The sequence below is a fragment of the Tomitella biformata AHU 1821 genome, from assembly GCF_000524475.1.
GTDB classification, from domain to species: domain Bacteria; phylum Actinomycetota; class Actinomycetes; order Mycobacteriales; family Mycobacteriaceae; genus Tomitella; species Tomitella biformata.
The window spans coordinates 47146-63935 of sequence record NZ_BAVQ01000037.1 but is presented as its reverse complement, the minus strand read 5'-3'; the positions used below and the strand labels follow the sequence as shown (position 1 = coordinate 63935).

The following is a 16790-nucleotide window of genomic DNA, read 5'->3' as shown; positions in this document are numbered from 1 at the left end:
CCGAGGACATGGTCACCACTCGCGGTCCATCAGGACCCGCTTGAGCAATTTGCCCGTCGGCGTCCGCGGCAGCGACTCCTCGAAGGACACCGAGCGGGGGCACTTATAGGCGGCCAGTTGCTCACGGCAATAGGCGATCAGCGTCTCCGCCATCTCCGGACCGGACACATGCCCGCCCTCCAGCTGCACGACTGCCTTGACCTGCTGTCCGTACTCGTCGTCCGGGACTCCGATCACCGCGACATCGAACACCGCCGGGTGCTCAGCAAGCCGCTGCTCGGTCTCCGCCGGATAGATATTCACGCCGCCGGAGATGATCAGGTCCGTCCGCCGCCCGTCGAGGTACAGGTAGCCGTCGGCGTCGAGGTAGCCCAAGTCGCCGAGCGTCGCCCGGCCCTCCGCGTCGAAAACCTCGGCCGACTTCTCCGGCGCGTGGTGGTAGGAGAACTGCGGCGCCGCGTCGAACCAGATAGTGCCGCGCTCGTTCGGCCCCGTCGGCAGGCCTTCGCCGTCGAGGACCGAGATCGTGCCCGGTGCCGGCTTGCCGACGGAGCCGGGATGCGCCAGCCAGTCCTGCGGACCGATCAGGACCATGCCGATGTTCTCGCTACCGCCATAGAATTCGTAGAGGACCGGTCCCCACCAATCCATTATCGCTTGCTTGACGGGCTGCGAGCAGGGCGCGCCGGCGTGCAGGACAGTCTTCAGCGAGGACACGTCGTACCGCGCCCGAGTCTGCGCGGGCAGCCGCAGGAACCGGACGAACATGGTCGGCACCATGCTGCTGTGCGTCACGCCGTGCCGATCGATCAGGCGCAGGCTCTCCTCCGCGTCGAACTTCCCGGTCAGGACTAGCGTGCCGCCCCATCGGATCACCGAGGTGCAGCTCTGCAGTGGGTACGCGTGGTAGAGCGGCGCGGAGTTCAGCCACACAGAGTCGGAGTCGAACCCCCATATTTTGGAGAACACCTCGGTCAGCGAGTCACCCTGCGCGAAGGACACATCGGGCACCGCGCGCAGAATGCCCTTCGGCTTCCCGGTGGTGCCAGAGGAATAGAACATGAACGTGCCCTGCCGGGTGGCCGAGGCGTCCGCGGGTCCCGGGTCGGCAAGGCTGTCGTAAAGCCCGGGGACACCGGTGGCCTCAGACACACCGCCGGCCACAACAATCGCCGGCGGCCGTGCGGCACCCGCCTGCGCCGCGACCGCAACGTCGACGAAAGCCTCGCCGACGACTACGAGCCTCGCATCGGAGTCCACGACGACATGCACGGCTTCCGCGGCGGTCAGGTGGATGTTCACCGCGACGAGCCGCACACCGGCCCGCAGCGCCGCGATCGCCACGACGAGGTAGTCGGCACAGTTCTCCATGACGATCGCCACGCGGTCGCCAGCCTCGATGCCCCGGCCGATCCAGTCCTGCGCGAGGGCGCGCGATTTCCACGCCAGGTCGCCGTACGTGATCGACGCCCCGCCGGGGACGACGACCGCGAGCCGATCCGGCTCGCGGTCCGCCCACCAGTCCGGCGTCAACTCTCGGCGATCTGTTTGCGCCACGATGCTGATCCCCTATAGCCCGAGGATGAGCCCGGCGCCGGCGTCGATGCGCAGCGCCTGGCCGGTGAGATACCGCGACTCGTCGGAGGCCAGGTACAGGACCGCGTTGGAGATGTCGGACGGCTCCACCCACGGGGTCGGGATCGCGTGCATGCTCGCGAACCCCTCCTTGACGTCGTCCAACGTCGGATTCTCCAGGTCGTCACGGAACATCTTGTACATCGGCGGGCTCTGGAGCATGTCCGTGTTGCAGTTCGACGGGTGGATCGTGTTCGCCCGGATCCCCCGCGCCGCAAGCAAGTGCGCGACGGTGCGGACATATTCGGGGATCATCCGCTTGGCCAACCCGTATCCCGTCCCCCCGGGGCTAGTGAGCCCCCCGGGCATGAGCGCGGCGAGGGAGCCGGTCGCGATGATCGAGCCGCCGTCGCCGATGTGCGCAATCGCGGTGTGGATCGTGTTGACGACGCCCACGAAGTCCACGTCGAACGCGTCCACGAAACCCTGGACGGGGACGTCGTCGCCCAGCGGGCAGATACCGGCGTTCGCCACCACGATGTCGAGCCGGCCCAACTCGTCGACCGCGGCCGCGAGAGCCGCCTCAAGACCAACCCGGTCCCGCACGTCCACCTTCGCGGCCACCACCCGGCGCCCCTCGGCGCGGACCAGCGCCGCAGTCTCCGCGAGGTCCTCGGCAGTGGCCAAGGCGTAGTGATTGGTCTCGACGTCCGCGCATAGATCGAACGCGATGATGTCCGCGCCGTTCCTCGCGAGTTCCACCACGTGACTGCGGCCCTGTCCCCGTGCCGCCCCGGTGACGAACGCGACCTTGCCTGCAACTCTGGTCATGATTTCCCCTCACGGTCCGCACAGGGGCAATCTGCCGCGCTGGCGATGGTGCCGCAGAAGCGCCGAAGCCCCGTGGTTCCACAAGACCTGATCCCGCTATCTGACACCATGAACATTAACGGCGGAGGGGCTCAACTGTCAACGGCCAAAGCAGACCCGGCCAGTGGGCCCGCTCAGTGCGGAGCCTCGCCTGCCATGGTGACCCGATGCATCTCGCGGACGCCCGAGCCGATGTCGTGGCAGGCGTAGTGCTGGGTCACCCTGTTGTCCCAGAAGGCGACGGAGTCCGCGCGCCAGCTGAACCGGCACTGGTACTCCGGCTTGCTCGCCTGCCGATAGAGCAGCCGCGGCAGCGCGTCGCTCTCCCGGATATCCATGCCGGCGATCCGCGTGGTGAACGGCTCGTTGACGTAGAGCAGCGGGGCCCCAGTGTCCGGATTCGTACGCACGACGGGGTGCTCCACGGCCGGGTACCGCTCTGCCATCGCGACCTTCTGCTCTGGCGGCAGCCCGGGTCCGAAGGACTTGTCGAAATCGTGCACCGCGCGCAGGGGCCGGAGCGCCTCCTGCATAGACGGGCTCAAACCCGCGAACGCCGCCTCCATATCCGCCCACAGCGTGTCCCCGCCCATGGCCGGGACCTCCTTCGCCCGCAAGATCGAGCCAAAGGAAGGGTCCGCGCGCCAACTCACGTCGGAGTGCCAAAAGTCCTCGCCATACGGGTATTTGGCCCTGCCCACCGGTGTGTCCGGTGCGCGTCGCAACACCATCAGCTCAGGATGGCCGGAGGCTGCGGGGGCGAACGGATGCTGCTCCAGCTCGCCGAAGAGCGCTCCGAAGGCAACCTGCCCGGCCTCCGTGAGCTGATGCTGATCTCGAAAGAACAGGACCTTGTGCTCGACGAGCGCCGCGCGCAGCTCGGCCACGACGGACGCATCGAGGCCTCCACCAAGGGAGACACCCCCACTTCGACGCCGATGCGACTGCTAAGCGGATGGATAGTGATCATGGCCGGTTCTCCTAGGTCTGTGCGAGTTGCCCGATGACTTCTGCGTGCCGCCAGACTGCGGCAATCTCGGGTGACCTAAGTAGACCGGCGAGGGCGCCGGACTGTCCAAGGAAAAAGTCGAATAGGGCCATGTGCCGGACTTATGGCGCTATCCGCCCGGCGCCGGCCGCTAGCCAGGGCCACGGCGGCGGGAGGCCGCGTAGTAGGAGACTGCGAGGTCGCGGAAGGCCGCGGCGGCGGGCGCCAGATCGCCCCGCCGGTAGATCAGGCCGACCTGCGTGCGCCGCATCGGTGTGATCGTCTTGACCTGCAGCCCGGCTGGCAGCCGTGAGAATGAGGACTTGGCCAGACAGGCGCCAACTCCCAGCCGCACCAACTCAATGGTGGATTCGTAGTCCTCGTTCTCCACGGTCGCCGAGACCGTGAGATCGAACTCGGCGAAGATCCTGTCGATACCCAGCCGCGCCGGGTTTCCGGTGGGCGGCAGGATCAAGGGCAGCATCGAGACCTGCTCCCAGGAGGCCGTGTGGCCCGAGCCGATCAGGTCGCTCCCCTCGGGAAGAACCACGGCCAACGCCTCTTCGTCGAGCACTTGGGCCGCCAGTCCAGGCGGCAGCTCGACCATTCCGGCCAGGGCGACGTCGCACTCCCCGAGCGAGACCAGCGAGCACACGTCGAACTCGGCTAGCGGCGAGGAGATCTGCAGGTTGACCAGCGGATGCAGTGCATGGAATTCGGCGGCCAGCGCTGAGAACGGCGTGGTGAACGACCGTGAGCTCACGATGCGCAGCGTGCCTGCCAGGACGCCGTGCAGCGACGCGGCCGCGGACTCGACGCCCTCGATGGCCCACAGGGCTTGACGTGCGCGCTCGAGGAGCATGCTCCCCGCCGAGGTCACCCTCGCGCCGGTGGCTGCCCGATTGAACAGGCGGACGCCCAGCTCGGACTCGAGCTTGGCGATGGCGTGGGAGAGCGCGGGCTGGGTGACGTGAACCGCGGCCGCGGCTTTGGTGAAGGAGCCGTGGTCGGCCACGGCGGCGAAGCATCGCAATTGCTGGATCTCCACAATGCGCCTCCTCAGCTCGCGGAACCGGGAGTGCTCACGCCGGTCATTTAGGCAGGGCCTGCATCATCCCGCCGTCCAGCTCGTACGTGCTGCCCGTGATGAACGAGGCCTCGTCGGAGAGCAGGAACGCGACCAAGTCCGCCACCTCTTGGGGCCGTCCCATCCGCCCCATCGGGATGAGGCCTTGCCACTTCTGCTGCAGCTCGGCCGGGTAGGAGAGGATGGCCGGCGTCGCAATCGTCCCCGGCGCGACGGCATTGACGCGGATGCCGTCCGTCGCGTAGTCGATCGCCGCGTTTCGCGTCAGGCCCAGGACTCCATGCTTCGAGGCCACGTAACCCGGCATCTGCTCTGCCGATTTGAGCCCCGCACACGAGCTCATATTGACGATGGCGCCGCTGCCCGCGGCGACGAAGTGCGCCAGCTCGGCCCGCATGCACAAGAAGGTGCCGCGGAGCGTCACGTCGACGGCCCTGTCGAAGTCCGCCACGGCGAGCTCGTGCAGACGGCCGAGGGGGTGGGCCACGCCCGCGTTGTTGACCGCGAGGTGCAGTCCCCCGAACACGTCGACCGCCTGCGCCACCATGTTGTCGACGTCGTCTGGACGCGAGACGTCGGCGTGCGCATAGGCGGCGACACCGCCCGCGGCAGAGATCTCCGCCACGACGCGGCGGCCCGCCACGTCGTCGACGTCCGTGACGAGCACTGCCGCGCCCTGGCTTGCCAACGTCCGCGCGCAAGCCTCCCCGATCCCGTTGCCCGCGCCGGTGACGATCGCGACTTTCCCGCTGAAACGCACAGCCATGCCTCCCTCTGCCAGGTGCCCGCCAACGCGTCCGCGCGGCTCCGAGAGCATCTCATTCAATAGCCGATATCTGACGCCAATGTACAATATTGGAATGCGTGGCGCGGACGTTTTGACGAGCCGCCCGCACACCGCCCCGCCCACCACCACGCTTGCGAGCCCTCGCCCTCGAGCCCCACGGCCCGAGCGTCGGCGCGCCCAAACCGGGAGGAACCCGCACCGCTATGGACCTACTAGTTCGAGACAAGGGATACCTCGTGGTCGGCGGCACCGCCGGGATGGGCTTGGCGACGGCCCGGGTGCTGGCCGCCGACGGCGCGTCCGTCGTGGTCGTCGGACGCGATCTCGGACGCGCGGAGGCCGCGGCCCAGACCCTTCGGGCGGACGGCTCCCCGCACGCGCGCGGGGTCGCCTTCGATGTCAGCGTCGAGGGCGATGCCGAACGCGCGGTCGACGCCGCCGTCGAATTCCTCGGCCGCTTGGACGGGGTGGCCACGACCACCGGCATTCTCGGCAAGGACCCCATCGAGTCGCCCGACGCCATGTGGACCGCGGCGTTCCGCGACGTCCTACTGGGCGTGAGCCGCACCGTCGAGGCCGCGCTCCCGCATCTGGTCGAGACCCGAGGCACCGTTGTCACCACCGCCGCCTACTCGGTCCGGGCACCCGAGATCGCCCGCCTGCCCTACGCGTCGCTCTAGGGCGCCGTCGCGGTGTTCACCAAAGGCATCGCGAAAGCCTATGGCGGCCAAGGAGTCCGGGCAAATTGCGTCTGCCCGGGGGCGGTGGAGACAGATGCCCTCCGCGCGATTCGCGCACAGGTCGCGGAGTCGCGCGGCTACCCGTACGACGAGGCCCTCGAGCGGGTGATGGTCGAGGAGTGGGGACTGAATGCCGCCCTGGCGCGCCCCGGCCAGCCCCACGAGGTCGGAGAGCTGATCGCCTTCCTGCTCTCCCCCCGCGCGGGCTACCTGACCGGGGCGCTCATCAATGTCGACGGGGGCACCGACTTCTGAGGATGGACGGCCAAGGGGCGGCAGGCGAGCTCAGGGGAGGCAGGCGAGCAATGCCTCCCCCAACGCCGCCGGCTCGCTGACCATCACGTCGTGGCAGGTGTCGATCTCCACGATATTGCCGACTCCGCCCAGGTTCTCGATGTGCCGGCGTTGCTGCGCCGGGGCGACCGCGCGGTCCTGCGCGGTGAGCACCCAGGTCCGCGGAATCGACGCGGGCATCCGCGTCCGATCCACGCGCTGGGTGGCCAGCAGGCTGCTCTCTGGACACATCTGGCCGACGACGAAATCCACCTGCTCGGCACTCATCCCATTGCAGAACAGCTGCTCCGCCAGCTCCCGCGGGAACACTGCGGGCGGCGGCGCGGACTCCGACACCCTCTCGAGCACCTCCTCCTGGAGCGCACCTGTGAGGTTGTCCGCGATGGACCAGCCCTCGGGCGGCACTGCGGCGGCGATGAAGACCAGGTGTGCGACGCGGTCCGCGCCCAGCTTCGCCGCCACACCGGGCAAGGTCACCCCGCCCATAGAGTGGGCAGCCAGCACGATGTCCGTCAGTCCCGCGCCCTCGATGTCGGCCACCGCCGAGGCCACGCACTCGGCGATCCCCACGCTGGCCAGGTCGGCTGGATTGTCGCCGCGGCCGGGGAGGTCGACCGCCAGGACCTCGACGTCCGGCCGCACCCTCCGCAGGTAGTCGACTGTCGGCTGCCAGCACTGCCCGGTGTGCTGGCCGCCATGGATCAATACAATTCCCGTGCGCAATCGACTGCCTCTCAGTTGGTTTCTCCCACACCATCACCGCCTCAAGCGATTCCGAGCTTCCCCTTCGCCGCGGCCAACTTGGACGGGATGTGCTCCGTCGGCCACAGGCCGTCCGTCTTGTGGTGCCCCTTGAGGACGCCGATGGCGACCTGCCGCAGATGCACCTCCGTGGGCCCGTCCACCAGGCCCATCACCGGCGCCGAAACCCACATCTTGCTCAGCGGGGTGTCCTGCGTGACGCCCAGCGCGCCATGAACCTGGATCGAGCGCTGCACGATGTCGTGGAGCACCTTCGGTGTCAGGAACTTGATGGCGCTGATATCCGTGCGGCACTGCGAGTAGTCCTTGGTCTTGTCGATCTTCCACGCGGTCTGCAGGACGAACAGCCGGAACTGCTGAAGCTCCGCATAGGACTGGGCGATGTAGGTCTGCACGGTCTCGCGCTCGGCCAACGGCTTGCCGCGGGTGGTGCGGCTCAGGGCCCGCTCGCACATCATGTCGAGCGCACGCTGCGCGAGGCCGACCGTGCGCATCGCGTGGTGCACGCGGCCGCCACCGAGGCGGAACTGCGCCACCTCGAACGCGCGGCCCTCGCCGCCCAGCAAGGCGGTGGACGGCACCCGCACGTTGTCGTAGTGGATGTAGGCCTCGGAACCCTCTTCCACCGGCTCGTGGATCAGCGCGAGATTGCGCTCGATGTTCAGCCCCGGCGTGTCCGTCGGGACGAGGAACATAGACATGCCCTTGTGCGGGCCCGCGTCCTTGTCGGTGTACGCCATGACGATGCAGAACGTCGCGTAACGGGCGTTGGAGGAGAAGAACTTCCAGCCGTTGATGATCCAGTCGTCGCCGTCGCGCACGGCGGTGGTCTTGAAGCCCGAGACGTCGGCCCCACCTTGCGGTTCGGTCATGGAATAGCAGGAGAAGATCTCGCCGTCGAGTAGTGGCTGCAGGTACGTCTGCTTCTGCTCCGCGGTGCCGAAGTGGGCGATAATCTCCGCGTTGCCCGTGTCGGGCGCCTGCGTGCCGAAGATAATCGGCGCCCACGTGGACCGGCCGAGGATCTCGTTGAGCAGGGCCAACTTCAGTTGCCCGAAGCCCTGTCCGCCGAGCGCCGGCTCGAGGTGGCAGGCCCACAGCCCCTGGTCGCGGACCTGCTGCTTGAGCGGGTCCACGATCCGGCGGTGCTCGTCGTCGAGGGGCTTGTAGTTGTCGTACGGCCAGACCAGGTCGAGGGGCTCCACCTCCTCACGCACAAAGCGCGCCACCCAGTCGAGCTTGCTCTGAAATTCTGGATCGGTCTCGAAATCCCATGCCATCTCTTACTCCTCGTGATTCAGGTTGGTAGGTCTCGTGTCGACGGTCAGCGCAGCGGGGTGGTCTTGGCCAGCGAGGCCGCGAATTCCATCAGCTCCAGGACGATTGGCCCGAACCGGGCGACGCGGTCGTCCGCCTGGCCCTTGGCATGGCGGGCCACGCTAGCCTCAAGCACGATCGCTAGTTTGAACCGCGCGAGGATCACGTAGTAGTCGATGTCGGACACGTCGCGGCCGCTGACGTTCGAGTAGTGCTCCAGCATGTCCTCCCGCGACGGCATGCCGTCGTAGTTGAGGTAGCGGGCGTGCTGCATCGCGTCCCCCTCGGGCGGCCACCCGACCAGCACCCAGCCGAGGTCGAGCAGCGGATCGCCGATCGTGGCCATCTCCCAGTCGATGATCGCGGCCAGCTTCGCCGGCTCCCCGTGGCGGTACATGACGTTCGCGAACTGGTAGTCGCCGTGCATGATGCCGGGGGTGAAGGACTTCGGCTGGTGCGCGCGCAGCCACTTCGCGGTCTCCTCCAGCCCGGGGATCTCCCGGAACTTGAAGCCCGACAGGTGTGAGAGCCAGCGGTCGACCTGGCGGTCCAGGAAACCCTCCGGCTTGCCGAAGCCCTCGAGCCCCTGAGCCTTCCAATCCACGCGCGCCATCTTCGCGGCTCCGTCGACCAGCTCGATCGCGAGGCCGCCCCGGGCCTCGAGGTTCACGTCGAAGGGGGCCACCCACCCGGCGCCCATCGGGCTCCAGCCGTCGACCAGGTCCATGAGGTAGAAGGGCGTGCCGATCACCGACTCGTCGTCGGTGGCGGCCCGCAGTCCCGCGTGGGGGACGTCGGTGCCGGCGAGCGCCTTGAGCAGCCGGGCCTCACGCATCAGCACCTTGGCCCGCCCCTCGACGCCGTAGCTGGGCGGGCGACGCAGCGCCATCTTCTCCCCGCCGCGAATGATCTCGAACAGTTCGTTCTGCGAGCCTCCGACCAGCGATCGAGCCTGGGCCAGCTCGCCCTGGCCTGGAAGCCCCTGCGCGTCCATCCACCGGCTGAGGGACTCGATGTCGAGGGTGGGCGCCGGCGCGCTCACCGCGTTGCTATCTGTTAGTTCCGTCATACTTCAGAATATAGTTACCCTAAGTGTAGAATACAATTACTCCCTGCCGCCAGACTCCCAAACCTGCTGGTAGCAGCCCACAAATCAATCTGACGGAGAGTTCATAAATGACGGTGCGCGGTACCACTAGCGGCACGCCAGCGGCGACCATGAGGGCCGCCCGTATCCACGAGATCGGCGTCCCCGACGAGATCAGGCTCGACTCCGTGGCGGTGCCGGGCCCCGGGCCCGGCCAGATCCTGGTGGCCGTCCACGCCGCCGCGGTCAACTTTCCGGACACGCTGATGATCGCCGGGTCGTATCAGTTGCAAACCCCGCTGCCATTCATCCCGGGCAACGAGGCCGCGGGCACCGTGGCGGCGCTCGGCGACGGTGTCACCGGGCTGCGCCTCGGCGACCGCGTCGCGATTCTCGCGCCCAACGCCTTCGCCGAGTACTGCCTCGCTCCCGCGTCCGCGGCCGTGCTGATCCCCGAGACGGTCTCCTTCGCCGAGGCCGCCGCAACCTGGGTCTGCCACCTCACCGCATTCCATGCGCTCCGCTCCGCAGCGGCGGTCCGCCCCGGCGAGAACGTGCTCGTCCTCGGCGCTGGCGGCGGAGTCGGCCTCGCCGCGGTGGAGCTCGCCACCGCGCTCGGGGCGAACGTGGTCGCCGCCGCGTCGTCGGCGGACAAGCTCGCCGCGGCCCGGGGCAAGGGCGCGGCCCACACCGTGAACTACGCCGACGACGGCCTGCGCGAATCGCTGCGGAGCAGCCTCGGGGCGGGACAGCTCGATGTGGTCATCGACCCGGTCGGCGGGCCGCTCGCCGAGCTCGCGCTCCGGGAACTGCGGTGGGGCGGCCGATTCGTCACCCTCGGCTACGCGAGCGGCGAGATCCCCAGCATTCCGCTCAACCTGGTGCTGCTCAAAGGGGTCACCGTCAAGGGCCTGGAGATCCGCACCTTCGCGTCCCACGACCCCGCCAGCGCGGCCCGGGACCGCGAGGAATTCACCGCGATGTGGACGTCCGGCCGCATCAGGCCCGTGATCAGCGCCGAGTTCCCCCTGGAGCAGACACGGGAGGCCCTCGAGGCTGTCGCGCACCGCCGCACCGTGGGCAAGACGATCATCCGCATCGCCTGATCGTCGATCCCGCGGAGCGCAGACCCCCGGCCGACTGGCCGGGGGTCGATTCGCTCAACTGTTGCGCACACCGACATCCAACTCGGCGCGACTGCCATAGGGGGCGAAATTCTCCCTGTCCATCCAGGATGGCCTGGTCTCATGTCCGTCTGCGGGCCTCGCCCAGTCCACCCAGTCGCCCCAGTCCCTGCGACTGAGCCTCTGTTCCTCGGTCTGCGGGAACTTCGCCAACGCCTCGTTGTACTCCTTGACGAACCGCTTCATCTCACCCATCAGCCAGATATCCTCCTCCGAACGCCACTTCCCGTTGCCGGCGTAGATGATGTTCTGCCACGACGAGAATTCGATCGGCGGGCCGCCGGGCTCAGGGTTGTCTGCCCGGTTCAGCACCTCGTACACCACCCGGTTGCCGTCGATCACGTACCAGACCAAGGGGTTGTAGACGTGCGGGGCCGCCCCCATCGTGCCCTCGATGAATCGCGTGATCTCGCCCGGTCCGGTGAACTTTCCGTAGTAATGGTCGTGGTAGACGGCATCGCCGGTGAATAGGTGCGCCCACCCCTCCCAGTTTTCCGTGCCCTGCCCCACCATGAAGTAGTGGCGGAAGGCCGCTTCAACCTCGCTACGAGAGAACTCGCCCATTATTGTCAACCTCTCAATTCGTCATCGTCCGCGAATTCAGTTCGCGGAATGCACTACCGGTCGCGCGTGAACTCACCCAAGGTCGGGCCGCAGACGGATAAACAGGCCCTCGGCCTCCGCCAGCAGTTCGTCACCGTCCTTGAGTTGGCCGCGGATGAGGGTCTTGCGCCCCTCGACGCTATTGATCGTGGCCGTCACCGTCAGCTTCCGGTTCGCCGGCGTGACCCGGCGGTAGTCCACCTTGAGGTATGCGGTGCGGGTGTCGGGATCGGTCTGCAGGCCGACGAAGATTCCCAGGAACTCGTCGAAGAACAGGGTGATCACTCCCCCGTGCACGGCCTCAGGGCCGCCGAGGTGCGCGTCGTTGAACTCGACGGTGGCGACCAGATGGCGGTCCCCAATCTCGACGACCACCCACGGCGTCAAGACCGGATGGTGGCACTGGTCGAAATTATCCGCGCGCCGGGACAGCCGCCCCTCCTCAGGAGCGCGGAACTGCTCGAGTCGCGCGGTCGCCGAACGTAGTTCGCCAGCGATCTCGGCGCACAGCGCCATGCTCGGCGCCCCGACACTGATGGCCGACTGCAGACGATGAAATTCGTCGACCAGCGTGTCGAACTCGTCCGGGACCCTGGTGGAGAGCGCAGCCCTTGAGGCTTCCTCCAATTCCGCAGGGTGGTCGATCATTGGCATGCCTGTCACTCCTTCTTCTGCCCCAATCTGGGGAAATCGTCCGACCGTCGCCTCAGGCGAGACCTTCGCGCCGGCCCCTATGGGATGTTCTGGCGCGCGGTGCCCTCATAGCCAAAAAATCGGGCGAAGTTCGCATCGTTGATGGGGTGCCGGGCATTGCGTTCCGCCGCGGCCCGCAAATCCGCGAGCCTGCCCCTCGCGTCGTCGAGCTCCTCCTCGCCGGCGCCACCCTCCGCCTCCAGCTTCCGGACACGGGCAACAAGCTCCGCCACCTCCCCGCTCAGCCTCGCGCCCGCCTCCCCGAAGGTGAGCAGGTCGTGATCGTCCTCTTCCTCGCGTGCCGTGCCCGACTCCGCCGCGCTGTCGTCAACCATCGGAATCCTCCTAAAAGCTTGCCGTCTTCTGACAGTTATATCTACACTGCCAGTGAAGTGCATCACATCAACGAGGGGGTGGCAAGGAATGCGAGCCAGCCCCGCACCGCCCTATCGCGGACGTCGACCATCTCCGCGTTCACGAATTTTCACGCCTGACCTGGCAACTTGTCGCCAAGACGGCCGGACTCCGACACCCAAACGGGCGCCGGTGCCGCGGAAACCCGCGGCACCATCCACCGCCATCCCGTCGTCAAATTTCTAACGTCCACGTCACCACCGAATGATTCACCAGAAAGGGCGCATCGTCGATGCAGCATCTTGTCTTCCTCGTCCTAGGCCTCGGCAACGGCGCAGTGTTCGGAGCCCTGGCTCTCGCGCTGGTGCTGACTTACCGCAGTTCCGGTGTGTTGAACTTCGCCACGGGCGCGATCGCCCTCTACGCGGCGTACGTCTACGCCTACCTCCGCCAGGGCGAACTCTTGCTGTTGATCCCGGGCCTGCCCAACTCGATCAGCATCGGCGGCCCCCTAGGAATGTGGCCGGCACTTATCCTCGCTGTGGCGATTGCCGCGGTCTTCGGGCTAGTTCTCTATCTGCTCATATTCCGTCCGCTGCGCACGGCGCCGCCAGTGGCCAGAGCCGTCGCGGCGTTGGGGCTGTCGCTGGTGATCACCGGGCTGGTGGCGCAGAAGCTGGGCACGTCCCCGGTCACGGTCAGCCCAATCCTGCCCACCGACGTGTGGTCCTCCGGTGACATCCACGTCAACTCCGACCGGATCTACTTCGCGTTGCTGATCATCGCTGTCGCGGTCGTGCTCGCTGTCGGTTTCCGCTACACCAAGTTCGGTCTCGCGACACGCGCCGCGGCGGAGACCGAACGCGGCGCATTCGTCAGCGGCATCTCGCCCGATCGCATCGCCGCCTACAACTGGATGCTCAGCTCCGCGGTCGCGGGACTCGCTGGCATCCTGATCGCGCCGATTGTTCCCCTGATCCCAGTGGCGTACACCCTGTTCATCGTGCCCGCCCTCGCCGCGGCCATCGTCGCGCGCTTCGAATCCGTCATCATGGCGGTGCTGGCGGGGCTCGTGGTGGGTGCGCTGCAGTCCGAGATGCTGTACCTGTCCGCAACCTACGATTTCTTGCCGTCCTCTGGGCTGCCGGAGCTCGTTCCGCTGGTGTTGATCCTGCTGGTACTGGTCATCCGCGCCCGCCCCCTGCCCGGCAGAGGCGCCATAATCCTGCAGACCCTCGGCCGGGCTCCCCGGCCCCAACGGGTGCTGCCAGCGACAGTCGTCGCGGTGGCCGTCGCGCTAATCGGGCTGTTCGTCCTCCACGACCGCTATCTCAACGGGTTGATCGTCAGCATGATCCTGGCGATCATCGCCCTATCGACGGTCGTCGTCACCGGGTACGCGGGCCAGGTGTCGCTCGCCCAGCTGACCATCGCCGGCGTCGCAGGATTCAGCCTCGGCCCCATCACGACCACCCTGCATATCCCGTTCCCCTTCGCCCCTCTGCTCGCCGCCGTCGCGGCCACGGTCCTGGGTGTGGCGATCGGACTGCCGGCGCTGCGGATCCGCGGGCTCACCGTGGCCGTGGTGACCTTCGCATTGGCGTTCGCCCTCGAGGCCTTCTGGTTCCGGAACGTGGACTTCATCGGGTCCGGCGGCGTCAGCGTCGCCAATCCCACCCTCTTCGGCTGGGACCTCGGCATCGGCACGGGCCACTCCTATCCCCGCATCCAGTTCGGCATCCTGTGCCTGCTCGTGCTCACCGCCGTCGCTATCGGTGTCGCGATGCTGCGCCGCAGCCAGATTGGCTCCCAGATGCTCGCCGTCCGCGCCAACGAGCGGTCCGCCGCCGCGGCCGGTGTGAGCGTCGTGCGGGTCAAGATCCTCGCCTTCGCCATCGCCGCCTTCATCGCCGGGCTCGGCGGGTCGCTGCTCGCCTACCAGCAGCAGACGGTCACCTTCAACTCGTTCTCCGCGCTCGGCGGCCTCATCCTCTTCGGCAGCGTGTACCTCGCCGGCATCACCTCAGTCTCCGGCGGCATCCTCGCCGGGATCATCGGGGCGAATGGCCTGGTCTACATCGTGGTCGACGAGGTGTTCTCGGCGGGCGGTTGGTTCGCCGTCATCTCCAGCGTCCTGTTGATCCTGACCGTGATCGCGAACCCAGAGGGGATCGTCGGGCCGGCCCACCAGCTCATCGCGAAGCGGCGCCAGCCCGACGACCTAACCGCGGCAGTCGGCTCGCTGGCCGCATCCGAGGAGGACGAGCTGCCGGCGGCGCCCGCGGGCAAGAGCTCATTCCGGGCGGACGCCCCCACCGTCCTCGAGCTGCGCGGGATCTCCGTGCGCTACGGCGGCGTCGTCGCCGTCGACGACGTCACGATCTCGGTGCCCAAGGGTGCGGTCGTCGGACTGATCGGGCCCAACGGCGCAGGCAAGACCACCCTCATCGACGCGATCAGCGGCTTCGCGCCGAGCACCGGCGACGTGCTGCTGGGGGACCGCAAGATCGACGCCCTGCAGCCGCATCAACGTATTCGGAGCGGTCTCGGCCGGACTTTCCAAGCGATCGAGCTCTATGACGATCTGAGTGTCGGCGAAAACGTCAGGGTCGGCCTCACCGCGGCGCGCCACGGCATCGGAGCAGACAAGGACGAGCGCGCGGACGAGGCCGGGCGGCTAGACCGCGTGTTCACTCTGCTGGGCCTATCCGAGGTCCGCGAGCGCCCGGCGGGCGAACTGTCCCAGGGGCAGCGCCAACTCGTCTCCATCGCCCGGGCACTCGTGGGCGACCCCGAGGTGCTGTTGCTCGACGAGCCGGCCGGAGGGCTCGACACCTCCGAGAGCCAGTGGCTCGGCGAGAAGCTCCGTCAAATCCGCGACCACGGCGTCACCCTCGTCATGGTCGACCACGATATGAGCCTCGTGCTCGGGCTCTGCGACCAGATTCACGTGCTGAATTTCGGCGAGATCATCGCCTCCGGCACCCCCGCCGAAATTCGCGCCGACCGGACGGTGGCCAAGGCCTACCTTGGCAGCGCCCACGAAGAGGAAGTTGCCCACTCATGACCGAGCCCACCCCCCTGTTGGAATGCCGCGACCTCACAGTCGGCCACGGCAAGGTCTCCGTGATCCGAGATTTCAATCTCTCCCTCCAGCCCGGACAGGTCCTGGCCGTCCTCGGGCCAAACGGCGCCGGCAAGACCACATTGATGACCAGCATCGCCGGCCTCATACCCCGGATGGCCGGTCAAGTGATCGTCAACGGCACCCCCCTGCGGAACGGCCGGCCTGGTGTCGCCAACCGGTCGGGGGTTGTGCTGGTGCCCGACCAGCGCGCGCTGTTCAACACGCTGACCGTGCGGGAGAACCTGTACCTAGCGCGGAAGAAGGGCGGCCCGGAGCTGGCGGAGACGATGGAGATGTTCCCCGCTCTCGCCAAGCGGCTGAAGCTCGCGGCAGGCGAGCTGTCCGGAGGCGAGCAACAGATGTTGGCGGTTGCCCGCGCCCTGGTCCAGAATCCAAAGGTCCTGCTGATCGACGAGATGAGCATGGGTCTCGCGCCGGTCATCGTCGAGGATCTGCTGCCCATGGTCCGCCAGGTCGCGGACCAGTCCAAGGTGGTCGTGGTCCTCGTCGAACAGCATGTCAAGCTCGCGCTGGAGGTCGCGGACCAGGCGATCGTCGTGGTGCACGGCAGCGTGCACCTGCGGGGCAGCGCCGCCGAACTGGCCGCGAATCCCGCGCGACTGGAAGAGGCGTATATGGGCGGGGCTGCCGATGTCGCCGTCTGATCGGCCGGCGTCCGCGGGGATCCGCGGCACCGGCGAGGACGTCGCCGCATGGGACCACGCCCTCACGCAGTACCGCCGACTTGCGGACGGCCTCGCGACCGCGTGCCCCACTGCCGCGCAGATTCGTTCGGTGACAGCGGCGCTCAGCGCCGTCGCGGACCAGCTCGAGGCCAGCCATGCCCCCGAGGCCCGGCGGTTCGCCGGGCGGTCCCCAAGCCTCCCCGGGCGCGGGCACCCGTTGCTGGCGCCGATGACTGTCGACGAAGAGTCCGCGCACTCGATGCGCGGACGGGTCACCTTCAACGCGGCGTTCTCCGAGGGCTCGCACATCGTGCACGGCGGCACGCAGCCGCTGCTGTTCGACGAGGCGCTCGGCGTCCTGGCGGCACAGAGCGGCCACGGCCGTATCCGCACCGCCGCCTTGACCGTGAACTACCGCGTTGTCACGCCCACCGGCGTGGAGTTGCACGTGGACGCGACCATCGACTCGGTGCAGGGCCGCAAGATCGTGGCCACCGGCCGGCTCTGGCACGGCGAGACGCTGCTGGCCGACGCGTCGGCCCTGTTCATCAAGCTCCGAGACGACCAGCCTTGATCGCTGATGCCGCCCCAGCAGTCCGGGGCGGCATCAGCGATCTGCGTACTCGCCGGCCTCAG

General features: G+C 67.8%; 14 protein-coding genes and 2 pseudogenes. 5 read left to right on the top strand and 11 right to left on the bottom strand.

The window, feature by feature from the left end:
- Positions 1 to 12 precede the first annotated feature (12 nt).
- The 5 genes and pseudogenes from TBIF_RS13450 to TBIF_RS13430 form a co-directional block, all read right to left on the bottom strand.
- Entirely contained in the window at positions 13 to 1557 is a 1545-nt protein-coding gene (locus tag TBIF_RS13450) for an AMP-binding protein (protein ID WP_235174727.1), read from the bottom strand.
- Between the two features lie 12 nt (positions 1558 to 1569).
- A complete protein-coding gene (locus TBIF_RS13445) occupies positions 1570 to 2406 on the bottom strand; it encodes a mycofactocin-coupled SDR family oxidoreductase (RefSeq protein WP_024795316.1) in 837 nt (278 codons plus the stop codon).
- A 173-nt stretch (positions 2407 to 2579) separates the two neighbouring features.
- Positions 2580 to 3335 (bottom strand): annotated as a pseudogene (locus tag TBIF_RS23595) (TauD/TfdA dioxygenase family protein); the annotation flags it as partial.
- A 249-nt stretch (positions 3336 to 3584) separates the two neighbouring features.
- Positions 3585 to 4481 carry a LysR family transcriptional regulator gene (locus tag TBIF_RS13435; RefSeq protein WP_024795315.1) on the bottom strand — a complete coding sequence of 299 codons (897 nt, stop codon included), beginning with the start codon at positions 4479 to 4481 and terminating at the stop codon, positions 3585 to 3587.
- 43 nt (positions 4482 to 4524) lie between these two features.
- Positions 4525 to 5286 carry an SDR family NAD(P)-dependent oxidoreductase gene (locus TBIF_RS13430; protein ID WP_038171144.1) on the bottom strand — a complete coding sequence of 254 codons (762 nt, stop codon included), beginning with the start codon at positions 5284 to 5286 and terminating at the stop codon, positions 4525 to 4527.
- 224 nt (positions 5287 to 5510) lie between these two features.
- On the opposite strand from TBIF_RS13430, the pseudogene TBIF_RS23590 reads away from it, so the two are divergent.
- Positions 5511 to 6302, top strand: a pseudogene (locus TBIF_RS23590) (SDR family NAD(P)-dependent oxidoreductase).
- Positions 6303 to 6332: 30 nt separating this feature from the next.
- Here the strand turns inward: TBIF_RS23590 and TBIF_RS13420 are convergent.
- From TBIF_RS13420 to TBIF_RS13410, 3 genes are read right to left on the bottom strand one after another with little or no spacing between them, the layout of a single operon-like run.
- Positions 6333 to 7064 (bottom strand): alpha/beta fold hydrolase, encoded by a 732-nt coding sequence (locus tag TBIF_RS13420; RefSeq protein ID WP_148302262.1) that lies wholly within the window; start codon positions 7062 to 7064, stop codon positions 6333 to 6335.
- 41 nt (positions 7065 to 7105) lie between these two features.
- Entirely contained in the window at positions 7106 to 8383 is a 1278-nt protein-coding gene (locus TBIF_RS13415; RefSeq protein WP_024795312.1) for an acyl-CoA dehydrogenase family protein, read from the bottom strand.
- A 44-nt stretch (positions 8384 to 8427) separates the two neighbouring features.
- Positions 8428 to 9489, bottom strand: a complete 1062-nt coding sequence (locus tag TBIF_RS13410; protein ID WP_024795311.1) for a phosphotransferase family protein — start codon at positions 9487 to 9489, stop codon at positions 8428 to 8430.
- Positions 9490 to 9638: 149 nt separating this feature from the next.
- On the opposite strand from TBIF_RS13410, the gene TBIF_RS13405 reads away from it, so the two are divergent.
- Positions 9639 to 10613: an NADPH:quinone oxidoreductase family protein gene (locus tag TBIF_RS13405; RefSeq protein ID WP_024795310.1), complete on the top strand. Its 975-nt coding sequence runs from the start codon at positions 9639 to 9641 to the stop codon at positions 10611 to 10613.
- A gap of 54 nt (positions 10614 to 10667) precedes the next feature.
- Here TBIF_RS13405 and TBIF_RS13400 read toward each other — a convergent pair whose 3' ends face one another.
- The 3 genes from TBIF_RS13400 to TBIF_RS13390 form a co-directional block, all read right to left on the bottom strand.
- Positions 10668 to 11255: a nuclear transport factor 2 family protein gene (locus TBIF_RS13400; RefSeq protein WP_024795309.1), complete on the bottom strand. Its 588-nt coding sequence runs from the start codon at positions 11253 to 11255 to the stop codon at positions 10668 to 10670.
- A 72-nt stretch (positions 11256 to 11327) separates the two neighbouring features.
- On the bottom strand, positions 11328 to 11948 hold the full coding sequence (locus tag TBIF_RS13395) for a PaaI family thioesterase (protein ID WP_084611703.1): 621 nt from the start codon (positions 11946 to 11948) through the stop codon (positions 11328 to 11330).
- Positions 11949 to 12025: 77 nt separating this feature from the next.
- Positions 12026 to 12322, bottom strand: a complete 297-nt coding sequence (locus TBIF_RS13390; protein WP_024795307.1) for a hypothetical protein — start codon at positions 12320 to 12322, stop codon at positions 12026 to 12028.
- A gap of 311 nt (positions 12323 to 12633) precedes the next feature.
- Between TBIF_RS13390 and TBIF_RS13385 the strand changes: the two genes are divergently transcribed.
- The 3 genes from TBIF_RS13385 to TBIF_RS23585 are packed head-to-tail and all read left to right on the top strand — an operon-like array spanning position 12634 to position 16728.
- Positions 12634 to 15408, top strand: coding sequence for a branched-chain amino acid ABC transporter permease/ATP-binding protein (locus TBIF_RS13385; RefSeq protein WP_024795306.1), 2775 nt, complete (start codon positions 12634 to 12636; stop codon positions 15406 to 15408).
- The gene (locus TBIF_RS13380; protein WP_024795305.1) at positions 15405 to 16133 is read left to right on the top strand and encodes an ABC transporter ATP-binding protein; all 729 of its coding nucleotides are present in this window, start codon (positions 15405 to 15407) and stop codon (positions 16131 to 16133) included. The genes TBIF_RS13385 and TBIF_RS13380 overlap by 4 nt, the downstream gene beginning before the upstream one ends.
- Positions 16120 to 16728 (top strand): PaaI family thioesterase, encoded by a 609-nt coding sequence (locus TBIF_RS23585; protein WP_024795304.1) that lies wholly within the window; start codon positions 16120 to 16122, stop codon positions 16726 to 16728. Before TBIF_RS13380 ends, TBIF_RS23585 begins: the two co-directional genes overlap by 14 nt.
- The last annotated feature ends 62 nt before the right edge of the window (positions 16729 to 16790 follow it).